This is a genomic window from Pseudomonas sp. NFPP28, from assembly GCF_900115535.1.
Taxonomy (GTDB): Bacteria; Pseudomonadota; Gammaproteobacteria; order Pseudomonadales; family Pseudomonadaceae; genus Aquipseudomonas; species Aquipseudomonas extremorientalis.
Genome location: NZ_FOWT01000003.1, coordinates 568,626 through 590,047 on the forward strand (window position 1 = coordinate 568,626; position 21,422 = coordinate 590,047).

Sequence of the window (21,422 nt, forward strand, 5' to 3'; positions counted from 1 at the left end):
ATTCATCCCTAATAAGCGTTGCCTGGCACAATGACCACACCGTCGGCGCACTCATGCGCCAGCCAACTGGTCCAGCCGAGGCGGCAGACGTTGTGTTCGCCGATGTGCAGCGGCCGGATCTCTTCCTTGGCCATGACCAGACGCACGTCATAGTCCAAAGGGTCCCGCGCCGTCAGGCGCACCAACGAACACAGCAGCGGGTAGTCCGCGCCGGTCGGCAAAAAACCATGGAATCGGTCCCACCCCACCCCCTGCAGATGCACCCTGAACTTGCCATTGCGATCAGCCACCTGGCTGCCCAGCACGTGGTCATGGCCAAGGGTGCTGTTGGCGGCGCCAAGCCGATTTCGCTGTGATTCGGCGATGACCACGCTGCGCAGGACCCATTGCTCGACGAACAAACGGCGGTGTTTGAAGTAGTAACGCAGCACCGTCTCGATCAAGACCGCAGAATGCACCCGCAGGCTGAGCAACCCCAGGTAGGGCAACAGTCGCTTGCCGTTCAGTTGCGTGGCGCTGCGGACCTGCGGCCCTCTTAACCCGATCAACGCAAACATCTGCTCGGAGAAGGCATCACGGGCGCCTGCCTGGAAACACGCCCGATAGCGATATTTGCGCCAGATCGGCAGCATCAGCCGTTGCAGACGGTGATGGAACACGTCGAGGAAATCCCGGGTTGCGTTGCCACCCAATTCATCGACGCACGCCTGCTCAGCGTAAAACGCTGGCAATGGCGAACCCGCACCACACAGGCCCAGTACGTTAAGACGCAAACGCGCACGCAACTGGCCGTGCTCGATAAAAAACGCCACCCGGTCGATATCGTGACCGGGAAAACCCAGGCCCGGGTTGGCCTGGAACTCAAGCAAGTCGTACAGCGTGTCGTCATCCAGCAACGGATGGGCATCGCGCAGACGCTTGATGACCCGCAGGACCGCCTGAAACAGCGAGTACTCACGGATGACCCGGGTCAGTTGTGTCAAAGCGGGGGCTGCTGGCCCATCCGTGGTGACCATAGGTACACGTCTCCTTGTGTGCTGATGACTCTAAGTTCGTGGTAAGCGTTGAGGCTGGCGTACAGCGCGAAGAATTCGTTGAGCACCGAGGCGAACACAAACACCTCGCCCTCCCCCAGGAAGCCCTGGGGATCGATGGTCAAGTCAATGCGTAACCCTCGAATCGGCAAGCCGTGGAACAATTGGTCGACTGCTGTGTGGCTGACCGAGCGCATCGCGCCCAATCGCCGCTCGCTGACCTTCTGCGCCTGGCGATCGTGGTAGCGCGGCAAATCGTAGGTTTCGAGGATCACTTTCAAGGCATGGATGTCGGTCAGCGACAGGTAGTTGAGCGACATGTTGCTGATCAGCCGCCAGAGAAAGTCCCGGTCCAGAGGCGGAATAAAACTGGCTGTCGGTGCGCAGATATTCCGAAACGACAGCCCTTGCGGCGTCTGCTCGCAAGGCTGGTTGATGTCGCCGATCTGCAACTGTCGAGGCAGGTTGTGATTGGTGCACGTCAGCTCGATCGACAGTGTCTGCTGATCCAGCTCCAGACCGCTGCCCAACCCGAGCCAGGTATCCAGCCCGGTGTGCTGCGCCGATGGCCGCTGGCGAATGCTGTAACTCGCCGGTCCCTGGGAACGCGCGGTATCCCCCTCATGCTCGAAGGATTCAAAGGGCACGTAGGCCTGATACCCCAGCCCTCCGGGGTGCCAACCCGTGACGCTGTCTACGGAAAATACACTGGCGTTACCACGTGAGTACTCACCAGGGATCAGCAGGTATTCGTCCTGTTTTCCGTCCAGGCGGATAGGTACCGCGTCATGCTTGAACAGGTTGACGATGGGGGTGCAGTACAGCTTCACGTTATCCAGGGTGGGCTGCCCGGGTTCTCGCCATGGCCTGCCCAATCGGAAGCGCAACACTACGCCGCACACCTGCTTGAGCAGTTCGCCAGGTAATCGGTGCAGTACCCCCAACCCTCCCACATCGACAAACAGGTACTTGTCGGGAAAGGCAAAGTACTCCTGCAGATGGCGATAGCCGCCAAAAGTATTCGGCGGATACGGAATCAGTGCCTGCTCCTCGCTGAACCCCACCGGCTGAACCTGATCGGCGTCCAGAAGCAGCGATATCGCCTGCCCATCCTCCCCACCGACCGGCAAGCCATCCCGACCGAAAGGCAGCAACTCGATACCCTCCAGATGACGCAACAGACTCAGGTACAACGCCTGGCTGATGTAGCGATCTCCCGCCAGATGCAGACGTAGCTGATCGAAGTTCCACTCACTGAAGTTGCCTTCTGCACTCATCTCCAGGCGCAGGCTCAAACTGCCCCGCTCAGCCTGGGCGCTGTAGTCCAGCGCACTCAGTTGCAACGGTAGAACCTGAGTGGCGTAGCAGGTACGAAAGCGGCATCGTTCGTCATTGACTGCGACACTTTCAACCGGTGTATCGCGCGCGACCCACACACCAGGGCCTGAGTGTTTCAGCGGATCAAACTGCAGGATGCTGAACGCCGGCAATGGACGCATGTAGTTGGGCCAGAGCAACTGCATCAGCGAATGCGTCAGCTCTGGAAGCTCGTCATCCAGTTTCTGGCGCAAGCGCCCGGTGAGAAACGCAAAGCCTTCCAGTAACCGCTCTACGTCCGGGTCCTGACCCGCCTCCGCAAGAAAGGGAGCAAGCGCCGGATTGCGCTCGGAGAAGCGTCGACCGAGCTGTCGCAGTGCACTGAGTTCGCTCTGGTAGTAACGGTTAAAGGTCATCAGGCATGACCTCTACCCGGCCGGAATCAGAGAGCCGCGCGGTAAACACCACCGGTTGAGCGACACCCTTGACCACCAGGGTGGCTTCGATAGCGAACGCAAGCGCCAGTGGGTCATGACCCCGTGGCAACATCATCACTTTTACCTGCTTCAAGCGCGGCTCGTACGCTCGGATAAAGCGCTCGATCAACAGACGTGACTGACTCAGTGATTCATGCAGGCTCTGATTCATATCATTGAGGTCGGGCATACCGTAGTCCGGCAATGTCTGAACGCTGCCGGCACGGATACTGAGCATTTTCCCCAGGTGGTTCGCGACAGATGTCACGCTACTGGCGGAGGTTGCCGCCGGACGCTCGAGGCGCTCGAACAGGCTTCGATAACCGCGCACTTCTTGGTCCCTGCTCATTCTTTGTCGAGCTTGCCGACGAGGGATAGCGTGAAATCAGCGCCCATGTACTTGAAATGCGGTCGCACACTCAGGTTGACGCGGTACCAGCCGGGCTCACCCTCGACATCACTGACGACGATGCGTGCCGCCCGCAAGGGACGTCGCCCACGGACTTCAGCGCTGGGGTTTTCCTGGTCGGCGACGTACTGGCGAATCCATTTATTGAGTTCCAGCTCCAGGTCGGTGCGCTCCTTCCATGAACCCAATTGCTCACGCTGAAGGACCTTGAGGTAATGGGCCAGGCGATTGACCACCATCATGTATGGCAACTGGGTGCCCAGGCGGTAATTCAGCTCGGCTTCCTTGCCCTCGGGGCTGAGCCCGAAGTGTTTCGGCTTTTGCACCGAGCTGGCGGAAAAAAACGCCGCGTTGTCACTGCCCTTGCGCATCGTCAAGGCGATGAAGCCTTCTTGCGCCAGTTCGTATTCACGACGGTCGGACACCAGTACTTCGGTGGGGATCTTGGTTTCGATTTCCCCCATGCTCTGGAAGTGATGCAACGGCAAGTCTTCCACCGCTCCACCGCTTTGCGGGCCAATGATGTTCGGGCACCAGCGGAACCGCGCGAAACTGTCAGTCAGGCGCGTGGCGAAGGCGTAGGACGTGTTGCCCCACAGGTAGTGCTCGTGGCTGTTGACCACGTTTTCCTGGTAGGCAAAGGTCTTGACTGGACACTCAAGCGGATCATAGGGCGTGCGCAGCAGGAATCGCGGCACGGTCAAGCCGATGTAGCGCGCATCTTCGCTTTGGCGAAAGCTTTGCCACTTGGCAAATTGCGGGCCTTCGAAGTGATCCTTCAGGTCCTTGAGGTCGGGTAAACCGGTGAAACTTTCCAAGCCGAAGAACGCCGGCCCGGCGGCTGCGATAAATGGCGCATGGCCCATGCAGGCTACACTGGCGGCGTACTGCATCAGTTTTACATCAGGGGCGCTGGGGGATAGGAAGTAGTTGGCGATAATCGCGCCCACCGGCTGACCACCAAACTGCCCGTATTCCGCACTGTAGATGTGCTTGTACAAACCGGACTGGGTCACTTCCGGCGAGTCTTCAAAATCTTCCAGCAGGTCTTGCCGGGAGACGTTCAGCAGTTCGATCTTGATGTTCTCGCGAAAGTTGGTGCGATCGACCAGCAGTTGCAACCCCTTCCAGGACGCTTCCAGCGCCTGGAAGTCGGGATGGTGCAGTATCTCGTCCATCTGCAGGCTGAGCTTGGTGTCGATCTCGGCGATCATCCGGTCGACGAGGCGTTTCTTGACGGGCTCGCCACGGTTCTGGGGCTTGATCAACTCTTCGATGAACGCCGATACACCGCGCTTGGCAATGTCATAGGCGTCGTCGTCGGCGCTCAACAATGTCTGGGCAACGATGTTATCGAGGATGCTGTACTGATCAGCAAGTTGTGCCGGCAGCGAATGCGGTTGTGTCGTCATGGGGTCAGTGTCCTTTTACTGGAAAATGTCAGGCGTCGGGGCTGTCCAGCCCTAGTTCCGCCAGTACCCGTGCGCGGGACTCGTCATCGGCCAGGGCTTGCTCGATAGCCTTGCGAAAGCTCGGGGTGTTGCCCAATGGCCCCTTCAACGCCACAAGTGCCTCACGTAGGGCCATCAGCTTGTGCAACTCGGGTACCTGCTCCACCAGGTTCGCAGGGTTGAAATCCTTCATGCCGTTGATGCGTACCTGAATGGCCAACTCGTCGACGCCCGCCTCCTCCTGCAAACGGTTGGGCACGCTCAACGTCAAGCTCAATGCCTGCTTGGCCAACACGTCATCCAGGGTGTTCTTGTCGATTGCGATGGGCTTGCGATCTTCAAGCTTGCGCACATCCTCACGCTGGGTGAAATCGCCCAGTACCAACAGTTTCAATGGCAGCTCGACTTCTTCCTGCGCCCCGCCGATGGCGGGTTTGAACGTGATGTTGATACGTTCCTTGGGGGCTACCGAACCTTCTTTGGCCATGGTGTCTCTCCTTTTTCAAGTGGCTCGAAAGCCTATTCAAGTACCGCTTCCAGATCGAAGAGGCACAGCCTGCGATGGGTGTCTTCCTTGCGTTCGCGCACGGCATGGTTTTGTGGCAGCAGGTCGCAACAGCGGTGCAGGAGCTGCGTCACTTCCAGGGCCAGCTCCGGCTCCCAGCGCTCCAGGCCCATGCGTTGCAGTTCATGGTCAAGCTGTTCGAGCTGGATCTTCGCCAGCTCATGCTTGCCCGCCTGTATGCACAGACGCGCTTGGGCGAGCCGCCAATGAAAACGTGCGCGATCACTGCGCGCGGCCTGCATGCCTTGCTTGAGTTCTCGAATGGCAGACTTGAGTCCGTCCTGACGCAACCGCGGTGTCAACGCCTGCAACGCGGTCGCCCAGGGCTCGGCGTTCGTATCGATCACTGCTGCGGGTAATTCGGACCGGTGCAGGTGACGGACAACCTGCTGGGAGATCCAGTCGCGAGTGGCTGCGTCGGCAAAGGGTGCGCCGTCGTGAAAGCGAAACTCCGGCAGGTCCGGCAAGCGTTGCAGCAACAGCGCGAAGGTCACTTCCAGTTCGGTCATGGCCAGGTCGGCCTGCAGGACCTCCAGGCATTCCCAGAGCATGCGCAGACCATCGAACCAGAACATCGCCCCGGCAAGACTGGCCTCAAGCTCAAGCACCAGGTCTGCGTGATGGCCTTGTGCAAAGCGCTCCTGATAACGTTTGAGCTTGTCGGGAGCGGGCCCGCGCAACGCGGTCACCTGCTCGTTATCGGCATTCGGGTAGCTGGCAAGTGCCAGCCATGCCAGTGTCCGACTCAAACGCAACGCGCGCAGGTCGGTGGCGTTCTGGCGCAGCCACCAGGCACAGAGCGGGCGGGCCTGCTCCTGCAAGGTACGGAGCACCTTGTGGGCGTCCTTTTCGCTCTCCACCACCGCTTCGGACTTGCGCAATTGGCTGGCGGCCTGCTTGACTTGCTCGATAACTCCGCTCAATCCCGCCACCGGGGTATCGTCCTGCACTGCCCGCTCCAATCGCTGCGCCAATTGCCTGCGAACCGGCAACAGCAGCGGCGCATCATCCCCGAGGTGCTCGGCCCAAAGCTCATCCAGATGCACCAGGTGCTCCAGCAAGGCGCGGAACAAAGGCTGCTGGTTCTGGAGCGCCAGGCCCTGCGTGAACAGCGGCTCGAGGCGCAACACCAGCCATCCGAATGCGGCACCGCGGGTGCGCGGTTTTTCCGGGTAGAGCACCGACCACTGATGCTCACAGAGGTAGCGCAACAACCCGAGCCCCGCCAGCAGCCCCGGGTAGGATTCACGCTGGTGCAATGCCCAGGTCAACCACACAGCCACCCGCAGATCCTTGGACTGATGGCGCAGCAGGTTCTCGCTGGTTTCCAGCACCTTGTGCCAGTCGGGCTGGCTGCCGGCATGAATCGATTGTGCCTTGGCCAGCTCGGACTCCAGCACTTCATACTCACTCGAAAAGCGCATATCGCTGCCCGCAAAACTTGTTTGCGTACAGGGTGCTCGCGCAAGTTCAAGGTAATAATCATACCGACCATCCGAATAAGGCATTTGCCACCACAACCAACTAAACATTCAAACAACAACTAGCTACACAAGTATCGCGTGTCTACCAGCCATCTTGATTTCGCAAAAAACTTGCGACGTCTTCGAACCTTAGTCATGCCCAAAACATTCAGCAAGCGATGGAACTGCACTTAGTCCTTTTCCTACAAAGCCAGTTACCACAGGGTGCGCGCAGGATTTTGCGCACCTAACACTGCATAGCCACTCAGCTAATCGTCAAACTTCAGCATTTATCAACAGTTCAATATGAGCAACTAAATGCGCACCCATGCGCAATCGAATACGCGCAATTAAGCCCAGTAGCAGCCTATCGCGCTGGATATTCGACCTTATACAACAGCATCACCCTGATTTCATTGGCGCCTGCACTTTCAGGCACGCTTCTTGTTATAGGTATTTGCCCAGCCGAAAAAACTTATCGGCTGGAACTACCTCATCAATCAGACAAGGAACCCCGTCATGCCAACACCCGCGTATCTCTCCATTACCGGTGTAAAACAAGGTTTGATCACGGCAGGCACGTTTACCCAGGACTCGGTAGGTAACATTTACCAGGAAGGCCATGAAGACTAGATCCTGGTCCAGGCTTTTTCTCATCAGGTGATCATTCCCCGCGACCCACAGTCAGGCCAGCCAACAGGTCAGCGCGTCCATAAACCCCTGATGATCAGCAAAGTGTTCGATAAGTCCTCGCCCTTGCTCTTCAGTGCATTGACCAGCGGCGAAGAGGTCAAGTGCCGGCTGGAGTGGCTGCGCACTTCGTCGGCCGGCACCCAGGAGCATTACTTCACCATCGAACTGGAGGGGGCGACCATCGTGGATATCCAGTCACGCATGCCCAACTGCCAGGACCCCGACAACGCCCACTTCACTCACCTGGAAGATGTGTATTTCACCTATCGCAAGATCGTGTGGACCCACGAAGTGTCCGGTACTTCGGGGTCGGATGACTGGCGCAGCCCGGTTGCAGGTTAAACCGGCTTGACACAGGCACGGCGCCAGGGAAGGCGCCATGCCTGTACGGCAACTACACCATCGCCAAAGGATGCTTGCGTTTCGGCGCGCCGAATACCCGATCGATCGCGTCCAGGTCGTGCTCATCCAACACCAGCTTGGCTGCAGCTGCGTTGAGTCGCACGTGCTCGGGTGTAACGGCCTTGGGGATGGCGATCACACCGTCCTGGCGCAACACCCAGGCCAGGGAAACCTGGGCGGGTGTGACCTCGTGGCGGCGGGCGATCTGCTTGAGGGTGGGGCTGGATAACAGTTCGCCGCCCTGGGCGATCGGGCAGTACGCCATCAAGGGCAAGTGGTGCTGTTGCCACCAGGGCAGCAGGTCGAATTCGATGCCGCGTTCTTCAATGTTGTACAACACTTGATTGGTGGCGCAGGCCGGGGAGGCAAGTTCCTGCAGGTCGGCCACGTCGAAGTTGGAAACACCCCAGCGTCCGATCTTGCCCGCTTCGCGCAGGCGTTCGAAGGCTTCGACCGTTTCTTGCAGCGGGTACTGGCCGCGCCAGTGCAGCAGATACAGATCAATGTAGTCGGTGCCCAGGCGCTGGAGGCTGGCCTCACAGGCACGGGGCACGCCCTTGTGGCTGGCGTTGTGCGGGTAGACTTTGCTCACCAGGAACACCTGGTCGCGGCGGCCACGAATGGCCTCGCCGACGACCGTTTCAGCACCGCCCTCCCCGTACATTTCGGCGGTATCGATGAGGGTCATGCCCTCGTCGATGCCCAGTTGCAACGCCGCCACTTCGGCGCGGTGCTGGTCGGGATTTTCGCCCATGCGCCAGGTGCCCTGGCCGATGACAGGGACGGGAACGCCCGCCAGATCAATGGTACGCATGACAACCTCCTGATGAGTTCGCGGATCAACAGTGTGGCATTGGTCGGACAAAAGGGTTCAATCGAAGTATGGTTAGCCTCTGCCAAGTCGCCAGGAAGTCTCTGCAATGCTGTTTGTCGTCATGCTCGGGGGTAAGCACCCGCGGGCGAAAATTGAAGTTCACGATGTGGTGTTCGCCGTGGCGGACACGCTGGAAGCAGCCTACCCGCAACTGCGTGCCGACTGGTTCGGTAGCCCCAAGGGCATGCATATCGACTCGTGGATGGCGGTGGATGGCGTCGACGGCTGGAAAGTCGAACTCAGCCCCCTGGCCCCTGCCGCCGGCGCACATCACCTGTACTTCATCAACCTGGGCGGTTACGAAGCCAACAGCTTTGGCGAGGCCCACCACTACCTCCTGGTGGCCGCCCGCAATAAGCAGGAGGCCACGAACAAGGGCAAGCAACAGATGCTGCGTCACTGGTCCCAGGCCCACACCGATGGGGTACTGGACATCGACGACTGCCTGCCCATCGACCTGGTGGACGGTCGTTATATCCACCTGGTGCAGGGACCGCACCGACCGGTCATCCAGCAGAACGACTACATCGTCCTGACCTGAACCCTACCTGACAGTGCATGCGCAACTCATCGAATGGCTCCCCGTAGCGGCGCCATGGCCTGTACCTGAGCCACTCGGTTAATCGAGTGGAACTTTGCCAGGAAATAACCGCCTGAATCCGGTAGGCTCACCTTTTTTATTCAAGGAGTTACTTCCCATGGCCAAAGCCACCGCCCGTCACATCCTCGTTTCCACTGAAGACAAGTGCAACGAACTCAAGGCCCAAATCGAAGGCGGCGCCGATTTCGCAGAAGTCGCCAAAGCCAACTCCAGCTGCCCATCCAGCCGCCAAGGTGGTGACCTGGGTTCGTTCGGTCCAGGCCAGATGGTCAAGGAATTCGACACCGTCGTGTTCAGCGCCCCGGTCAACACCGTGCAAGGTCCGGTGAAGACCCAGTTCGGCTATCACCTGCTCGAAGTCACCAGCCGCCAGGACTGATCCCGTCTGTGCTGATGCAATAAACAACGGCCCGCCTTTTGGTGGGCCGTTGTGCATGTGATGACTGGCGACGCTCATGCCGTTAGCGTACAAATCCCTTTCCTTCTTCATACGGCGTTCAAGGCTGACAATGCGATTGGCTTTTTCTTACTTCTTGAGCTCGTCCCTGGCACTGCTGCTGACCAGCACTGCCGTGATCGCGGCACCTCAACCGTACCTGACGGTGTATGGCGAACCGGCCAAGTACCCCGCCGGCTTTACCCATTTCGACTACGCCAACCCTGACGCCCCCAAGGGTGGCAGCCTGCGCCGCTCGGCCATCGAGATCGGACGCTTCGACCATGTATTGCCATATATCGACAAAGGCATCGGCGTGTCCCAGGTTGACGGCTGGCTCTACGCGCCCCTGGCCCAGCGCTCCCTGGACGAGCCCTACACGGTCTACGGCCTGGTCGCCGAAAAAATGGAGCGCGCCGACGACGGCCTGTCGCTACGCTTTTTCCTCAACCCCAAGGCGCGCTTTGCCGATGGCAAGCCGATCACCGCCGAAGACGTGCGCTACAGCTTCGACCTGCTGATGACCCAGGGCAGCCTGCGCTTTCGCACCCTGTTCGCCGACGTCAAGCACGTCGAAGTCGAAGGCGAGCGCCAGGTGCGTTTCGACTTCTCCAGCAATGAAAACCGTACCCTGCCCCTGGACATCGCTACCCTGCCCGTCTTCCCCGAGCACTGGTGGAAGACCCGCGACTTTGCCAACGGCGGTGGCTATGAAGCCCCACTGGGCAGCGGTCCGTACAAAATCAGCAAGATCGATTCCGGCAGTACCATCACCTTCACCCGTGATCCGAACTGGTGGGGCAAGGACTTGCCTGTCAGCCGTGGCCTGTACAACTTCGATCACCTGAGCCTGGAGTATTTCGGCGACACCGAAGTGGCCCGCCAGGTATTGCGCGGCGGTGCCTACGATTTCAACCGTGAGTTTTCCGCCACCGGGTATTCCATCGGCTACAACGGCCCGGCCCTGGATGACGGGCGCCTGCAACGTGCGCACCTGGCCAAGGAAATGCCGCAACCGGCCCAGGGTTATGTGTTCAACGTGCAAAAACCGATATTCAAGGACCGCCGCGTGCGCCAGGCCCTGGCGATGCTGTGGGATTTTGAATGGGCCAACCGGCAGATGATGCGCAATATGTACATCCGCCAGCAGAGTTACTTCTCCAACAGCCCGCTGGCCGCCAGCCAGCCGCCAACAAAAGAAGAGCTGGCGATTCTTGAACCCTTGCGTGGCCAGGTCCCCGACGAGGTGTTCAGCCAGGTGTTCAAGGCACCGGTCACCGATGGTAGCGGCATGATCCGCGACAAACAGTTGCAAGCCCTGGGCCTGTTGGAAGCAGCAGGCTGGAAGCCAGAGGGTGACAAATTGGTAAACGCCGAAGGCGAGCCGCTGGAATTCACGTTCCTTAACACTCAGAACGGCCTCGAACGTCTGTTGTTACCGTACAAACGTAACCTCGCGCAGATCGGTATTACCCTCAATATCCGCCGTATCGACTCCTCGCAATATGTGAATCGGATCATGGCCAGGGATTACGACATGATCGTCATTGGTTTCCCCGTCACCACGTCACCGGGCATGGAGCTGTACAACTATTTCGGCTCGGCCGCCGCCTACGATCCAGGCGCCAACAACTACGCCGTACTCAAGGACCCCGCCGTCGACAGCCTGATCAAGGGCCTGGTCAAGGCCGACACCCAGGCGCAGATGCTCACCTACGCCCACGCGCTGGACCGGGTGCTGCAATGGAATTACCTGTGGATCCCCAATTACTACCCGCCCGGCACGTCCGCTGCATGGTGGAACCGTTTCGGCCGCCCGGCCATCGAGGCAAAGAACGACGAAGCCCTGGAAACCTGGTGGGAAATCAGCCCCACGCCGCTGACGAATGAGCAAATGAACGCTGAGCTGAAAAAACGCGGAGGTGCGCACTGATGTTTGCCTATATCGTGCGGCGCCTGCTGCTGATCATCCCGACGCTGGTGATCATCCTGCTGGTGAATTTCGTGATCGTGCAGGCCGCTCCCGGCGGCCCGGTGGAACAAGCCATCGCCCATCTGCAAGGGATCGGCGGCGGCGGCGTCGGCGGTTCCTCCGGTGAAGGCATCAGCAGCGGCTCCCGCGCCAGCCGTGGCCTGGACCCGAAGCTGATCGCTGACATCGAGAAACAGTATGGCTTCGACAAACCCGCGCCGGAACGCCTGTGGCTGATGCTCAAGAGCTATGCCCAGTTGGACTTCGGCAACAGTTTCTTTCGCGGCAAGACGGTGATCGAGCTGATCCTGGAAAAAATGCCCGTGACCATCTCCCTCGGCCTGTGGGCCACGTTGATCACCTACCTGGTGTCGATTCCCCTGGGGATTCGCAAGGCGGTGCGCCACGGCAGTAGCTTCGACGTGTGGAGCAGCACCGCGATTGTCGTCGGCTATGCGATGCCGGCATTCCTGTTCGCGATGTTCCTGATCGTAGTGTTTGCCGGTGGCACATCGTTGAACTGGTTCCCGGTGCGCGGTCTGGTGTCGGAAAACTTCGAAGAGCTGAGCACCGTGGGCAAGGTCGCCGATTACTTCTGGCATCTGGTATTGCCGGTCACCTCGCTGGTGATCGGCGGGTTTGCCACGCTGACCATCCTCACCAAGAACTCGTTCCTCAATGAAATCACGCGCCAGTACGTGGTGACCGCCCGCGCCAAGGGTTTGAGCGAACGACGCGTGCTCTACGGGCATGTGTTCCGCAATGCGATGTTGCTGGTGATCTCCGGAATTCCCCAGGCCTTTATTGCCGTGTTCTTTGCCGGTTCGCTGCTGATCGAGGTGATCTTCTCCCTCGACGGCCTGGGCCGCATGAGCTACGAGGCGGCTGTGTCCCGGGACTACCCTGTGGTATTCGGTTCGCTGTTCATCTTCACCTTGTTCGGCCTCTTGATAAAACTCATCGGTGACCTCTGCTACACCCTGGTGGACCCGCGTATCGACTTCGCCGCGAGGAACGCTTGATGCTTAACCTGTCTCCCGTGGCCCGTCGGCGTTTCGAGCGTTTCAAGAAAAACCGCCGCGGCTGGTGGTCGCTGTGGCTGTTTATCGGCCTGTTTATCCTGACCCTGGGCGGCGAGTTGATCGCCAATGACAAACCCTTGGTGCTGAGTTTCAAGAACGAGCTGTATTTTCCGGTGTTCAAGCGCTACACCGAGCAACAGTTCGGCGGCCAGTTGCCGTTCCAGGCTGACTATCGCAGTGACTACGTGCAAAAGCTGATCGAGCAGGACGGCGGCTGGATGCTGTTCCCGCCGATTCCGTTCAGCGACGACACGCCCAACTACGAGCTGACCCGCCCTGCCCCCAGCCCGCCTTCGACGGTGAACTGGCTGGGCACCGATGACCAGTCGCGGGATGTGCTGGCGCGGGTGATCTTTGGCGCCCGGGTCTCGATCCTGTTTGCGCTGGCGCTCACCGCGATCAGCGCAGCCATCGGCATTGCCGCCGGCGCATTGCAGGGCTATTACGGCGGTTGGGTGGACCTGATCGGCCAGCGCGTGCTGGAGGTGTGGTCCGGATTGCCGGTGCTGTACCTGCTGATCATCCTGTCGGGCTTTGTGGAGCCGAACTTCTGGTGGCTGCTGGGGATCATGGCGCTGTTTTCCTGGCTGGCCCTGGTGGATGTCGTGCGCGCCGAGTTCCTGCGCGGGCGCAACCTGGAATACGTCAAGGCCGCACGGGCGCTGGGCCTGGGCGATGGCAAAATCATCCGTCGGCATATCCTGCCCAACGCCATGACGGCGACCTTGAGTTACCTGCCGTTTATCCTGACCGGTGCGATTTCGACGCTGAGCGCGCTGGACTTCCTCGGTTTCGGCATGCCGGCAGGCAGCGCGTCCCTGGGTGAGCTGATCGCCCAGGGCAAGCAGAACCTGCAAGCGCCGTGGCTGGGCCTGACAGCGTTTTTCACTCTGGCGCTGATCCTGTCGCTGCTGGTCTTTATCGGCGAGGCATTGCGTGATGCCTTCGACCCACGCTCATGAGTGACTGCCTATGAACCTGATCGAAATCCGCGACCTCAGCGTCGCGTTCAGTGGCCAGACCGTGGTGCGCAACCTGTGCCTGGACGTACGCCCCGGCGAGTGTTTGGCACTGGTGGGCGAGTCGGGCTCGGGCAAGTCGGTGACGGCCCACTCGATCCTGCAACTGCTGCCCGAGGCCGGTACTCAAACCACCGGTTCCATCAAGTACCGTGGCCAGGAACTGGTCGGCGCTTCAGCCGCCACCTTGCAGAAGCTACGTGGCAACCGCATTGCCATGATCTTCCAGGAGCCGATGACCTCGCTCAACCCCTTGCACAGCATCGAAAAGCAGATCGGCGAAACCCTGCTGCTGCACAAGGGCCTGGGCGGCAAGGCGGCGCAGGCGCGCATCCTGGAACTGCTCGAACTGGTGGGCATCCAGAAGCCCCAGGAACGCCTCAAGGCTTATCCGCACCAGCTCTCCGGTGGTCAGCGCCAACGGGTGATGATCGCCATGGCCCTGGCCTGCGAACCGGAACTGCTGATCGCCGACGAACCCACCACGGCGCTGGACGTGACCGTGCAGCGCAAGATCCTGCTGCTGCTCAAGTCCCTGCAACAACGCTTGGGCATGTCCCTGCTGCTGATCAGCCACGACCTCAACCTGGTGCGCAGCATTGCCCAGCGCGTGTGCGTGATGCGTGCCGGCGAGATCGTCGAGCAGGCCGACTGCCAGACACTGTTCAGCGCGCCGCAGCACCCCTACAGCCGCCTGCTGCTGGATGCTGAACCGGCCGGTAATGCCCTGTGCAGTGACGAACGCGAGACGGTATTGCAGGTGGATGACCTGACCGTGCAATTCCCCCTCGGCGGTGGTTTGTTCCGGCGCAAGACTTACTTGCGGGCGGTGGATGGCATCAGCCTGAGCGTGCAGCGCGGCAAGACCCTGGGGATTGTCGGCGAGTCCGGCTCGGGCAAGTCCACCCTGGGCCAGGCGATTTTGCGGCTTCTTGATTCCACGGGCAGTATCCGCTTCCAGGGTGAAGCCCTCGACCCGCTGAACCATAAGCAGATGCGCCCATGGCGCAAGCAGATGCAGGTGGTGTTCCAGGACCCCTACGGCAGCCTCAGCCCGCGCATGACCGTGGAGCAGATCATCAGCGAAGGCCTGGAGGTTCACGCACCGTGCAGCCTGGCCGACCGCGATGCACAGGTGGTGCAGGTGCTCAAGGACGTGGGCCTCGATCCCGCCAGCCGCCATCGCTACCCCCATGAGTTCTCCGGTGGTCAGCGCCAACGCATCGCCATCGCCCGCGCCCTGGTGCTCAAGCCGGCGCTGATGTTGCTCGACGAACCGACCTCGGCCCTCGACCGCACCGTGCAGAAACAAGTGGTGGCGCTACTGCGTGAGTTGCAGGAGAAATACGGCCTGACCTACCTGTTTATCAGCCACGACCTGGCCGTGGTGCGTGCCATGGCCCATGACATGATCGTGATCAAGGATGGCAAGGTGGTGGAAGCCGGCGCGAGCCACCAGGTGTTTGATGCACCGCAGCATCCTTACACCCAAGAGCTGCTGGCGGCGGCGTGCGGGCTGTCGTCATGAGTACCAGCCTCACGGATTACCAACAGGTTCGCGGCCTGGCTATCCAGTCGCTGTTCGAGATCATCGAGCAGTCCAGCGAAGGCACGGTGATTGTCGACCGCGACGCCAATATCGTGTGGATGAACGAGCGCTACGCCAAGCGCTTTGGCCTCAAGAGCGCCGACGAGGCCATCGGCCAGCCGTGCGAGCAGGTGATCTCCAATAGCCTGCTGCGCCAGGTGGTACGCAATGACCAGCCCATATTGCTGGACATCCAGGACACGCCCAAGGGCCCGTTGGTGGTGATGCGCTTGCCGATCCACAACGACGCCGGTGCGGTGATCGGTGCGATCGGCTTTGCCTTGTTTGATGAACTGCGCAACCTGTCGCCACTGATTGAGCGCTACCTGAGCATGCAGCAAGAACTGGCGTCGACGCGCTCCTTGCTGCGCTCGCGGCAGAGCAAATACAACTTCGCGCATTTTATCGGCACCAGCGCCGCCAGCCTCGAAGTGAAACGCCGGGCGCGGCGCAGTGCCAGCGCCGAATCGCCCGTGCTGCTTCTGGGTGAAACCGGTACCGGCAAGGAGCTGCTGGCCCAGGCGATTCATGGCGCGTCCAGCCGTGCGCACAAGGCCTTTGTCAGCATCAACAGCGCGGCGATTCCCGCTGACCTGCTGGAAGCCGAGTTCTTCGGCACCGCACCGGGAGCGTTTACCGGCGCTGACCGCAAGGGCCGCCCCGGCAAGTTCCAGATCGCCCAGGGCGGCACGCTGTTCCTCGACGAAATCGGTGACATGCCCCTGCCCTTGCAAAGCAAACTGCTGCGCGTGTTGCAGGAAAAGGAATTCGAGCCGGTGGGTTCCAACGAGATGCTGCACAGCGATGTGCGGGTGATCGCCGCCACCTCCATGGACCTGGAGGCGGCGATCAAGCGCGGCGAGTTCCGCGCGGATTTGTATTACCGGCTGAATGTGCTGCCGATCCAGGTGCCGCCGTTGCGTGAGCGGCTGGAGGATATTCCGGCGTTGAGCGAGGCGATTCTGGAGGAACTGCGCAGCCAGCATGAACTGGACCGCGAGGCCCTGGCACTGCTGGCGCAGCATGCGTGGCCGGGGAACATCCGTGAGCTGCGCAACGTGCTGGAGCGGGCGGCATTGCTCAGTGATGACCTGGTGTTGAATGCCGGGGAGATTCGGGCGGCGATTGGCACCTTTACCCCCGTGGAGCGTGGCAGTGCCGTCGCTACGGTCGAGGGCGAAAGCTTCAGTGCGGCGCGGGAGCGGTTTGATCGGCAGATCATCGCGGCGGCATTGAGCGCGTGCGAGGGAAATGTGGTGGAAGCGGCCAAGCGGTTGGGGCTTGGGCGGTCGACGCTGTACAAGAAGATGGTGGCGTTGGGTATCAACTGATCTCCAAAAAGAGACACAAATTTCAATACAGAGACTAGCTAATGTGGGAGGGGGCTTGCCCCCGATTGCGGTGCTTCAGTTGCCTATCAGGCGGCTGACACACTGCCATCGGGGGCAAGCCCCCTCCCACATTTGTTTGTCACTTGTCTCAAGTTAGAGACAATATTCAGAGAAGCACACCAAATACAGAAAATTACTGTTTAATTTCAACAAGTTAAGAACATGGCACACATCTCGCTATAGCCCTTTCCTAAAGCAACACCCCACAACAATAACAATCCGATGGAGACACACCATGAGTGTGATCATTGCCCTGGCAGCCCTGGCGCTGCTGATGCTGGCGGCCTACCGTGGCTATAGCGTTATCCTGTTTGCCCCCATCGCCGCCCTCGGCGCTGTCCTGCTCACCGACCCGTCCGCCGTCGCCCCTGCCTTTACCGGCGTGTTCATGGAGAAGATGGTCGGCTTTATCAAGCTGTATTTCCCGGTGTTCCTGCTCGGTGCAGTGTTCGGCAAGCTGATCGAGCTGTCGGGCTTCTCGCGCTCGATTGTGGCGGCAGCCATTCGTTTGCTCGGCACGCGCCAGGCGATGCTGGTGATCGTGCTGGTCTGCGCCCTGCTCACCTACGGCGGCGTATCGCTGTTCGTGGTGGTGTTTGCGGTGTATCCGTTTGCAGCGGAGATGTTCCGCCAAAGCAATATTCCCAAGCGCCTGATCCCGGCCACCATCGCCCTCGGTGCGTTTTCGTTCACCATGGACGCTCTGCCCGGCACCCCGCAGATCCAGAACATCATCCCCAGCACCTTCTTCAACACCACCGCCTGGGCCGCGCCGTGGCTGGGTTTGATCGGTACGATCTTCGTGTTCTGCGCCGGCATGCTCTACCTGGCACGCCAGCGCAACAAGGCGCAGCGTGCCGGTGAAGGCTATGGCACGGAGCTGCGCAACGAGCCGGAAACCGCCGAGAACCTGACCCTGCCCAATCCCTGGATCGCGCTGTCGCCACTGATCCTGGTCGGCGTGATGAACCTGTTGTTCACCCACTGGATCCCGCAGTGGTACGGCAAGACCCACAGCCTCAGCCTGCCCGGCATGAGTGCGCCGGTGACCACCGAAATCGCCAAGCTCACCGCGATCTGGGCGGTACAGGCGGCGTTGCTGGTGGGGATCATCGTGGTGCTGGCGTTCGGCTTCTCGGCGATCAAGAGCAAGCTGGCCGAAGGCAGCAAAAGCGCGGTCAGCGGTGCGCTGCTGGCGGCGATGAACACCGCCTCTGAATATGGCTTTGGCGCGGTGATCGCGTCGCTGCCGGGCTTCCTGGTGCTGGCGGACTGGCTCAAGGGCATTCCCAACCCGCTGGTCAATGAAGCGATCACCGTGACCCTGCTGGCCGGTATCACCGGTTCCGCGTCGGGCGGCATGAGCATCGCCCTGGCGGCGATGTCCGAGAGCTTTATTTCGGCGGCCCATGCGGCCAATATTCCCCTTGAAGTGCTGCACCGCGTCGCGGCCATGGCCAGCGGCGGCATGGACACCCTGCCCCACAACGGCGCGGTGATCACGCTGCTGGCGGTCACCGGCCTGACCCACCGCGAAGCCTACAAGGACATTTTCGGCATCACGCTCATCAAGACCCTCGCGGTGTTCGTGGTGATCGGTACTTTCTACGCCACCGGCATTGTGTGAGGTTTCCATGACGACATTGAACGGCAAGACCGCCCTGGTCACCGGCTCCACCAGCGGTATCGGCCTGGGCATCGCCTTGAGCCTGGCCAAGGCCGGCGCCAACCTGATCCTCAATGGCTTCGGTGACGCCAGCGCGGTGATCGCCCAGGTGCGGGTGTTCGGCGGCAAGGTCGGCCATCATCCGGCCGACGTCAGCGACCCGGCGCAGATCGCCGACATGATCGCCTACGCCGAGCGTGAATTCGGCGGCGTCGACATCCTGATCAACAACGCCGGCATCCAGCATGTGGCGGCGGTGGAAGACTTCCCGGCCGAACGCTGGGACTCGATCATCGCGATCAACCTGTCCTCGGTGTTCCACAGCACACGTTTGAGCCTGCCGGGGATGAAGGCCAAGGGCTGGGGGCGTATTGTCAATATTGCCTCGGTGCATGGCCTGGTCGGGTCGGTGGGCAAGGCCGCGTATGTGGCGGCCAAGCATGGCGTGATCGGGTTGACCAAGGTGGTCGGCCTGGAGACCGCCACCAGCAATGTCACCTGCAACGCCATCTGCCCCGGCTGGGTGCTGACGCCGCTGGTGCAGAAGCAGATCGATGATCGCGCCGCCAGTGGTATCGACCCGCAGCAGGCGCAGCACGACCTGTTGGCGGAGAAGCAACCGTCGCTGGAGTTTGTGACACCGCCGCAACTGGGTGAACTGGTGCTGTTTTTGTGCAGCGAAGCCGGTGCCCAGGTGCGCGGTGCGGCGTGGAATATCGACGGCGGCTGGCTGGCCCAGTAACAGCGGACACTGGCGTTCAAATGTGGGAGGGGGCTTGCCCCCGATAGCGGAGGGTCAGTCACCCCATGTATCAACTGGCACTCCCTCATCGGGGGCAAGCCCCCTCCCACATTTGAACTGTATTGTGTGGAAGACCTAGATAAGAACAAGAGACCTGCTGATGCCCGACATCCTCTGGCAACCCTCCCCGGAACGCATCGCCAACACGCGCATGGACCAGTTCCGGCGCTACATCAACCAGCGCTACAGCCTGCAGCTTGGCGACTACCCGGCGCTGCACCAGTGGAGCATCGACCAGCGCGCGGATTTCTGGCGGGCGATCGTGGACTATTTCGACGTGCAATTTCGCAGCCCGCCCACCGCAGTGCTGATCGAAGACGCCGAGATGCCCAGCGCCCGTTGGTTTCCCGGTGCGACGCTGAATTTTGCCGAACACCTGCTGCGCCGACGTGACGCTCACACCGCCGTCGTGGCTGTCGCAGAAGACGGCCAACGCGAACAACTGACCTACGCCGAACTGGCCGCCCACGTCGCCGGCCTGCAACGCAGCCTGCGCGCTGCCGGCGTGACCCAGGGTGACCGCGTCGCGGCGTGTATGCCCAACACCTGGCAAACCCTGGTGGGCATGCTCGCCACCACCAGCCTGGGGGCGATCTGGTCCTGCTCGTCGCCGGACTTCGGCACCCAGGGCGTGATCGACCGTTTTGGCCAGATCGAGCCCAAGGTACTGATCACCTGCGCCGGCTACCGCTATGCCGGCAAGGATATCGACCAGACCGCCAAGCTCAATGAAATCCTCGCGCGCCTGCCGTCCCTGGAGCAGTTGATCATCGTGCCGTATGCGCGCCCCCAGGCCAGGATCGAGGACTATCAGACCCACGCCAGCGTCTGGCTGTGGCCGGACTTCTACCAACCCGGCGGCGAGCCTGACTTCGTCGCGGTGCCGTTCGACCATCCGCTGTACATCCTCTACTCCAGCGGCACCACCGGCGTGCCCAAGTGCATCATCCATGGCACCGGCGGCGTATTGCTCACCCACCTCAAGGAACACGGCCTGCATGCCGACCTGTCCCGCGAGGACTGCCTGTTCTACTACACCACCTGCGGCTGGATGATGTGGAACTGGCTGGTGTCGGTGCTGGCCATCGGCGCCACGGCGGTGCTGTATGACGGCTCACCATTTCACCCCGGCCCCGAGCGTTTGATCGACCTGATCGATGCGGAACACATCAGCGTGTTCGGCACCAGCCCCAAGTTTCTCGCCACCCTGGAAAAAGCCGGCCTGCAACCGCGCCTCAGCCATGACCTGGGCAGCCTCAAAGCGCTGATCTCGACCGGCTCGCCGCTGTCGCCGCAGAGCTATGACTACGTGTACCGCGAAATCAAGGCCGAGCTGTGCCTGTCGTCCATGTCCGGCGGCACCGATATCGTCTCCTGCTTTGTGATCGGCAACCCGGTGCTGCCGGTGCGGCGCGGTGAAATGCAGTGCAAGAGCCTGGCGATGGACATCGAAGTGTGGGACGACCAGGGCCGGCCGCTGGTCGGTGAAAAAGGCGAGCTGGTGTGCACCCGGCATTTCCCGGCCATGCCCATCGGGCTATGGAAGGATCCGGAGCGCAAGAAACTGCTCGCTTCGTATTTCAGCCAGTTTCCCGGCGTCTGGGCCCAAGGGGACTACGCCGAACAGCGCCCCAACGGCAGCCTGCTGATCCACGGGCGTTCCGACGCGGTACTTAACCCGGGCGGCGTGCGGATCGGTACCGCAGAGATCTATCGCCAGGTGGAAAAAATCCCCCAGGTGCTGGAAAGCCTGGCCATCGGCCAACGCTGGCAGGACGACGTGCGCGTGGTGCTGTTCGTGCGCCTCAATGACGGTATCGAACTGGACGAGGCCCTGGAACAGCAGATCCGCCAGGTGATCCGCACCAACACCACACCGCGCCATGTGCCGGCCAAGATCCTCGCTGTCACCGATATCCCCCGCACCATCAGCGGCAAGATCGTCGAATTGGCAGTGCGTAATGTGGTGCACGGCGAGCCGGTGAAGAACACCGACGCCCTGGCCAACCCGCAGGCGCTTGATCAGTTCCGCGATCGCCCGGAACTGGCGCAAGGATGAAAGGTTTCAGCGCTGACGCACTCATTTGAAGACAAACCCCCAATGCATGCTATTTTTCGGGGGTAGTCACTCATTGCCGTCTGACGGGATAATGGGTGTTGTCATTTTTCAAAGCGTTACGC

17 protein-coding genes and 1 pseudogene are annotated in these 21,422 nt (G+C 60.8%); 11 read left to right on the forward strand and 7 right to left on the reverse strand.

Annotated features, from left to right (window positions below; translation table 11 throughout):
* Positions 1-8 precede the first annotated feature (8 nt).
* From tssG to tssA, 6 genes are read right to left on the reverse strand one after another with little or no spacing between them, the layout of a single operon-like run.
* Positions 9-1,016 carry a type VI secretion system baseplate subunit TssG gene (gene tssG, locus BM110_RS11245; RefSeq protein WP_093513397.1) on the reverse strand — a complete coding sequence of 336 codons (1,008 nt, stop codon included), beginning with the start codon at positions 1,014-1,016 and terminating at the stop codon, positions 9-11.
* Positions 980-2,767 (reverse strand): type VI secretion system baseplate subunit TssF, encoded by a 1,788-nt coding sequence (tssF, locus tag BM110_RS11250; protein WP_093513398.1) that lies wholly within the window; start codon positions 2,765-2,767, stop codon positions 980-982. The genes tssG and tssF overlap by 37 nt, the downstream gene beginning before the upstream one ends.
* Positions 2,757-3,176: a type VI secretion system baseplate subunit TssE gene (gene tssE, locus BM110_RS11255; protein ID WP_371914787.1), complete on the reverse strand. Its 420-nt coding sequence runs from the start codon at positions 3,174-3,176 to the stop codon at positions 2,757-2,759. The genes tssF and tssE overlap by 11 nt, the downstream gene beginning before the upstream one ends.
* Complete coding sequence (gene tssC / locus BM110_RS11260) at positions 3,173-4,648, reverse strand: type VI secretion system contractile sheath large subunit (protein WP_093513399.1); 1,476 nt, start codon at positions 4,646-4,648, stop codon at positions 3,173-3,175. Before tssC ends, tssE begins: the two co-directional genes overlap by 4 nt.
* A gap of 28 nt (positions 4,649-4,676) precedes the next feature.
* Positions 4,677-5,174, reverse strand: coding sequence for a type VI secretion system contractile sheath small subunit (tssB, locus tag BM110_RS11265; RefSeq protein ID WP_092244306.1), 498 nt, complete (start codon positions 5,172-5,174; stop codon positions 4,677-4,679).
* Between the two features lie 32 nt (positions 5,175-5,206).
* Positions 5,207-6,760, reverse strand: a complete 1,554-nt coding sequence (gene tssA / locus BM110_RS11270) for a type VI secretion system protein TssA (protein WP_093513400.1) — start codon at positions 6,758-6,760, stop codon at positions 5,207-5,209.
* A 474-nt stretch (positions 6,761-7,234) separates the two neighbouring features.
* On the opposite strand from tssA, the pseudogene BM110_RS11275 reads away from it, so the two are divergent.
* Positions 7,235-7,750, forward strand: a pseudogene (locus BM110_RS11275) (Hcp family type VI secretion system effector).
* A gap of 52 nt (positions 7,751-7,802) precedes the next feature.
* On the opposite strand, the gene BM110_RS11280 reads toward BM110_RS11275, so the two are convergent.
* The gene (locus tag BM110_RS11280) at positions 7,803-8,624 is read right to left on the reverse strand and encodes an aldo/keto reductase (protein WP_092244313.1); all 822 of its coding nucleotides are present in this window, start codon (positions 8,622-8,624) and stop codon (positions 7,803-7,805) included.
* Positions 8,625-8,730: 106 nt separating this feature from the next.
* Here BM110_RS11280 and BM110_RS11285 point away from each other — a divergent pair, with 106 nt between their 5' ends.
* From BM110_RS11285 to BM110_RS11330, 10 genes are all read left to right on the forward strand, one after another.
* Positions 8,731-9,225, forward strand: coding sequence for a DUF1543 domain-containing protein (locus BM110_RS11285; protein WP_071487993.1), 495 nt, complete (start codon positions 8,731-8,733; stop codon positions 9,223-9,225).
* 157 nt (positions 9,226-9,382) lie between these two features.
* Entirely contained in the window at positions 9,383-9,664 is a 282-nt protein-coding gene (locus BM110_RS11290; protein WP_003174386.1) for a peptidylprolyl isomerase, read from the forward strand.
* A gap of 130 nt (positions 9,665-9,794) precedes the next feature.
* On the forward strand, positions 9,795-11,654 hold the full coding sequence (locus BM110_RS11295; protein ID WP_093121236.1) for an extracellular solute-binding protein: 1,860 nt from the start codon (positions 9,795-9,797) through the stop codon (positions 11,652-11,654).
* Positions 11,654-12,715 (forward strand): microcin C ABC transporter permease YejB, encoded by a 1,062-nt coding sequence (locus BM110_RS11300; RefSeq protein ID WP_093513401.1) that lies wholly within the window; start codon positions 11,654-11,656, stop codon positions 12,713-12,715. The genes BM110_RS11295 and BM110_RS11300 overlap by 1 nt, the downstream gene beginning before the upstream one ends.
* Positions 12,715-13,737 carry an ABC transporter permease gene (locus tag BM110_RS11305; RefSeq protein ID WP_071487996.1) on the forward strand — a complete coding sequence of 341 codons (1,023 nt, stop codon included), beginning with the start codon at positions 12,715-12,717 and terminating at the stop codon, positions 13,735-13,737. The genes BM110_RS11300 and BM110_RS11305 overlap by 1 nt, the downstream gene beginning before the upstream one ends.
* 10 nt (positions 13,738-13,747) lie before the next feature.
* Complete coding sequence (locus tag BM110_RS11310; protein WP_092244322.1) at positions 13,748-15,322, forward strand: ABC transporter ATP-binding protein; 1,575 nt, start codon at positions 13,748-13,750, stop codon at positions 15,320-15,322.
* The gene (locus BM110_RS11315; RefSeq protein WP_071487998.1) at positions 15,319-16,713 is read left to right on the forward strand and encodes a sigma-54 interaction domain-containing protein; all 1,395 of its coding nucleotides are present in this window, start codon (positions 15,319-15,321) and stop codon (positions 16,711-16,713) included. Before BM110_RS11310 ends, BM110_RS11315 begins: the two co-directional genes overlap by 4 nt.
* Positions 16,714-17,008: 295 nt before the next feature.
* Complete coding sequence (locus tag BM110_RS11320; protein ID WP_093121238.1) at positions 17,009-18,400, forward strand: GntP family permease; 1,392 nt, start codon at positions 17,009-17,011, stop codon at positions 18,398-18,400.
* 7 nt (positions 18,401-18,407) lie between these two features.
* A complete protein-coding gene (locus BM110_RS11325; RefSeq protein WP_093121239.1) occupies positions 18,408-19,181 on the forward strand; it encodes a 3-hydroxybutyrate dehydrogenase in 774 nt (257 codons plus the stop codon).
* Between the two features lie 160 nt (positions 19,182-19,341).
* On the forward strand, positions 19,342-21,300 hold the full coding sequence (locus BM110_RS11330; protein WP_093513402.1) for an acetoacetate--CoA ligase: 1,959 nt from the start codon (positions 19,342-19,344) through the stop codon (positions 21,298-21,300).
* Positions 21,301-21,422 lie beyond the last annotated feature (122 nt).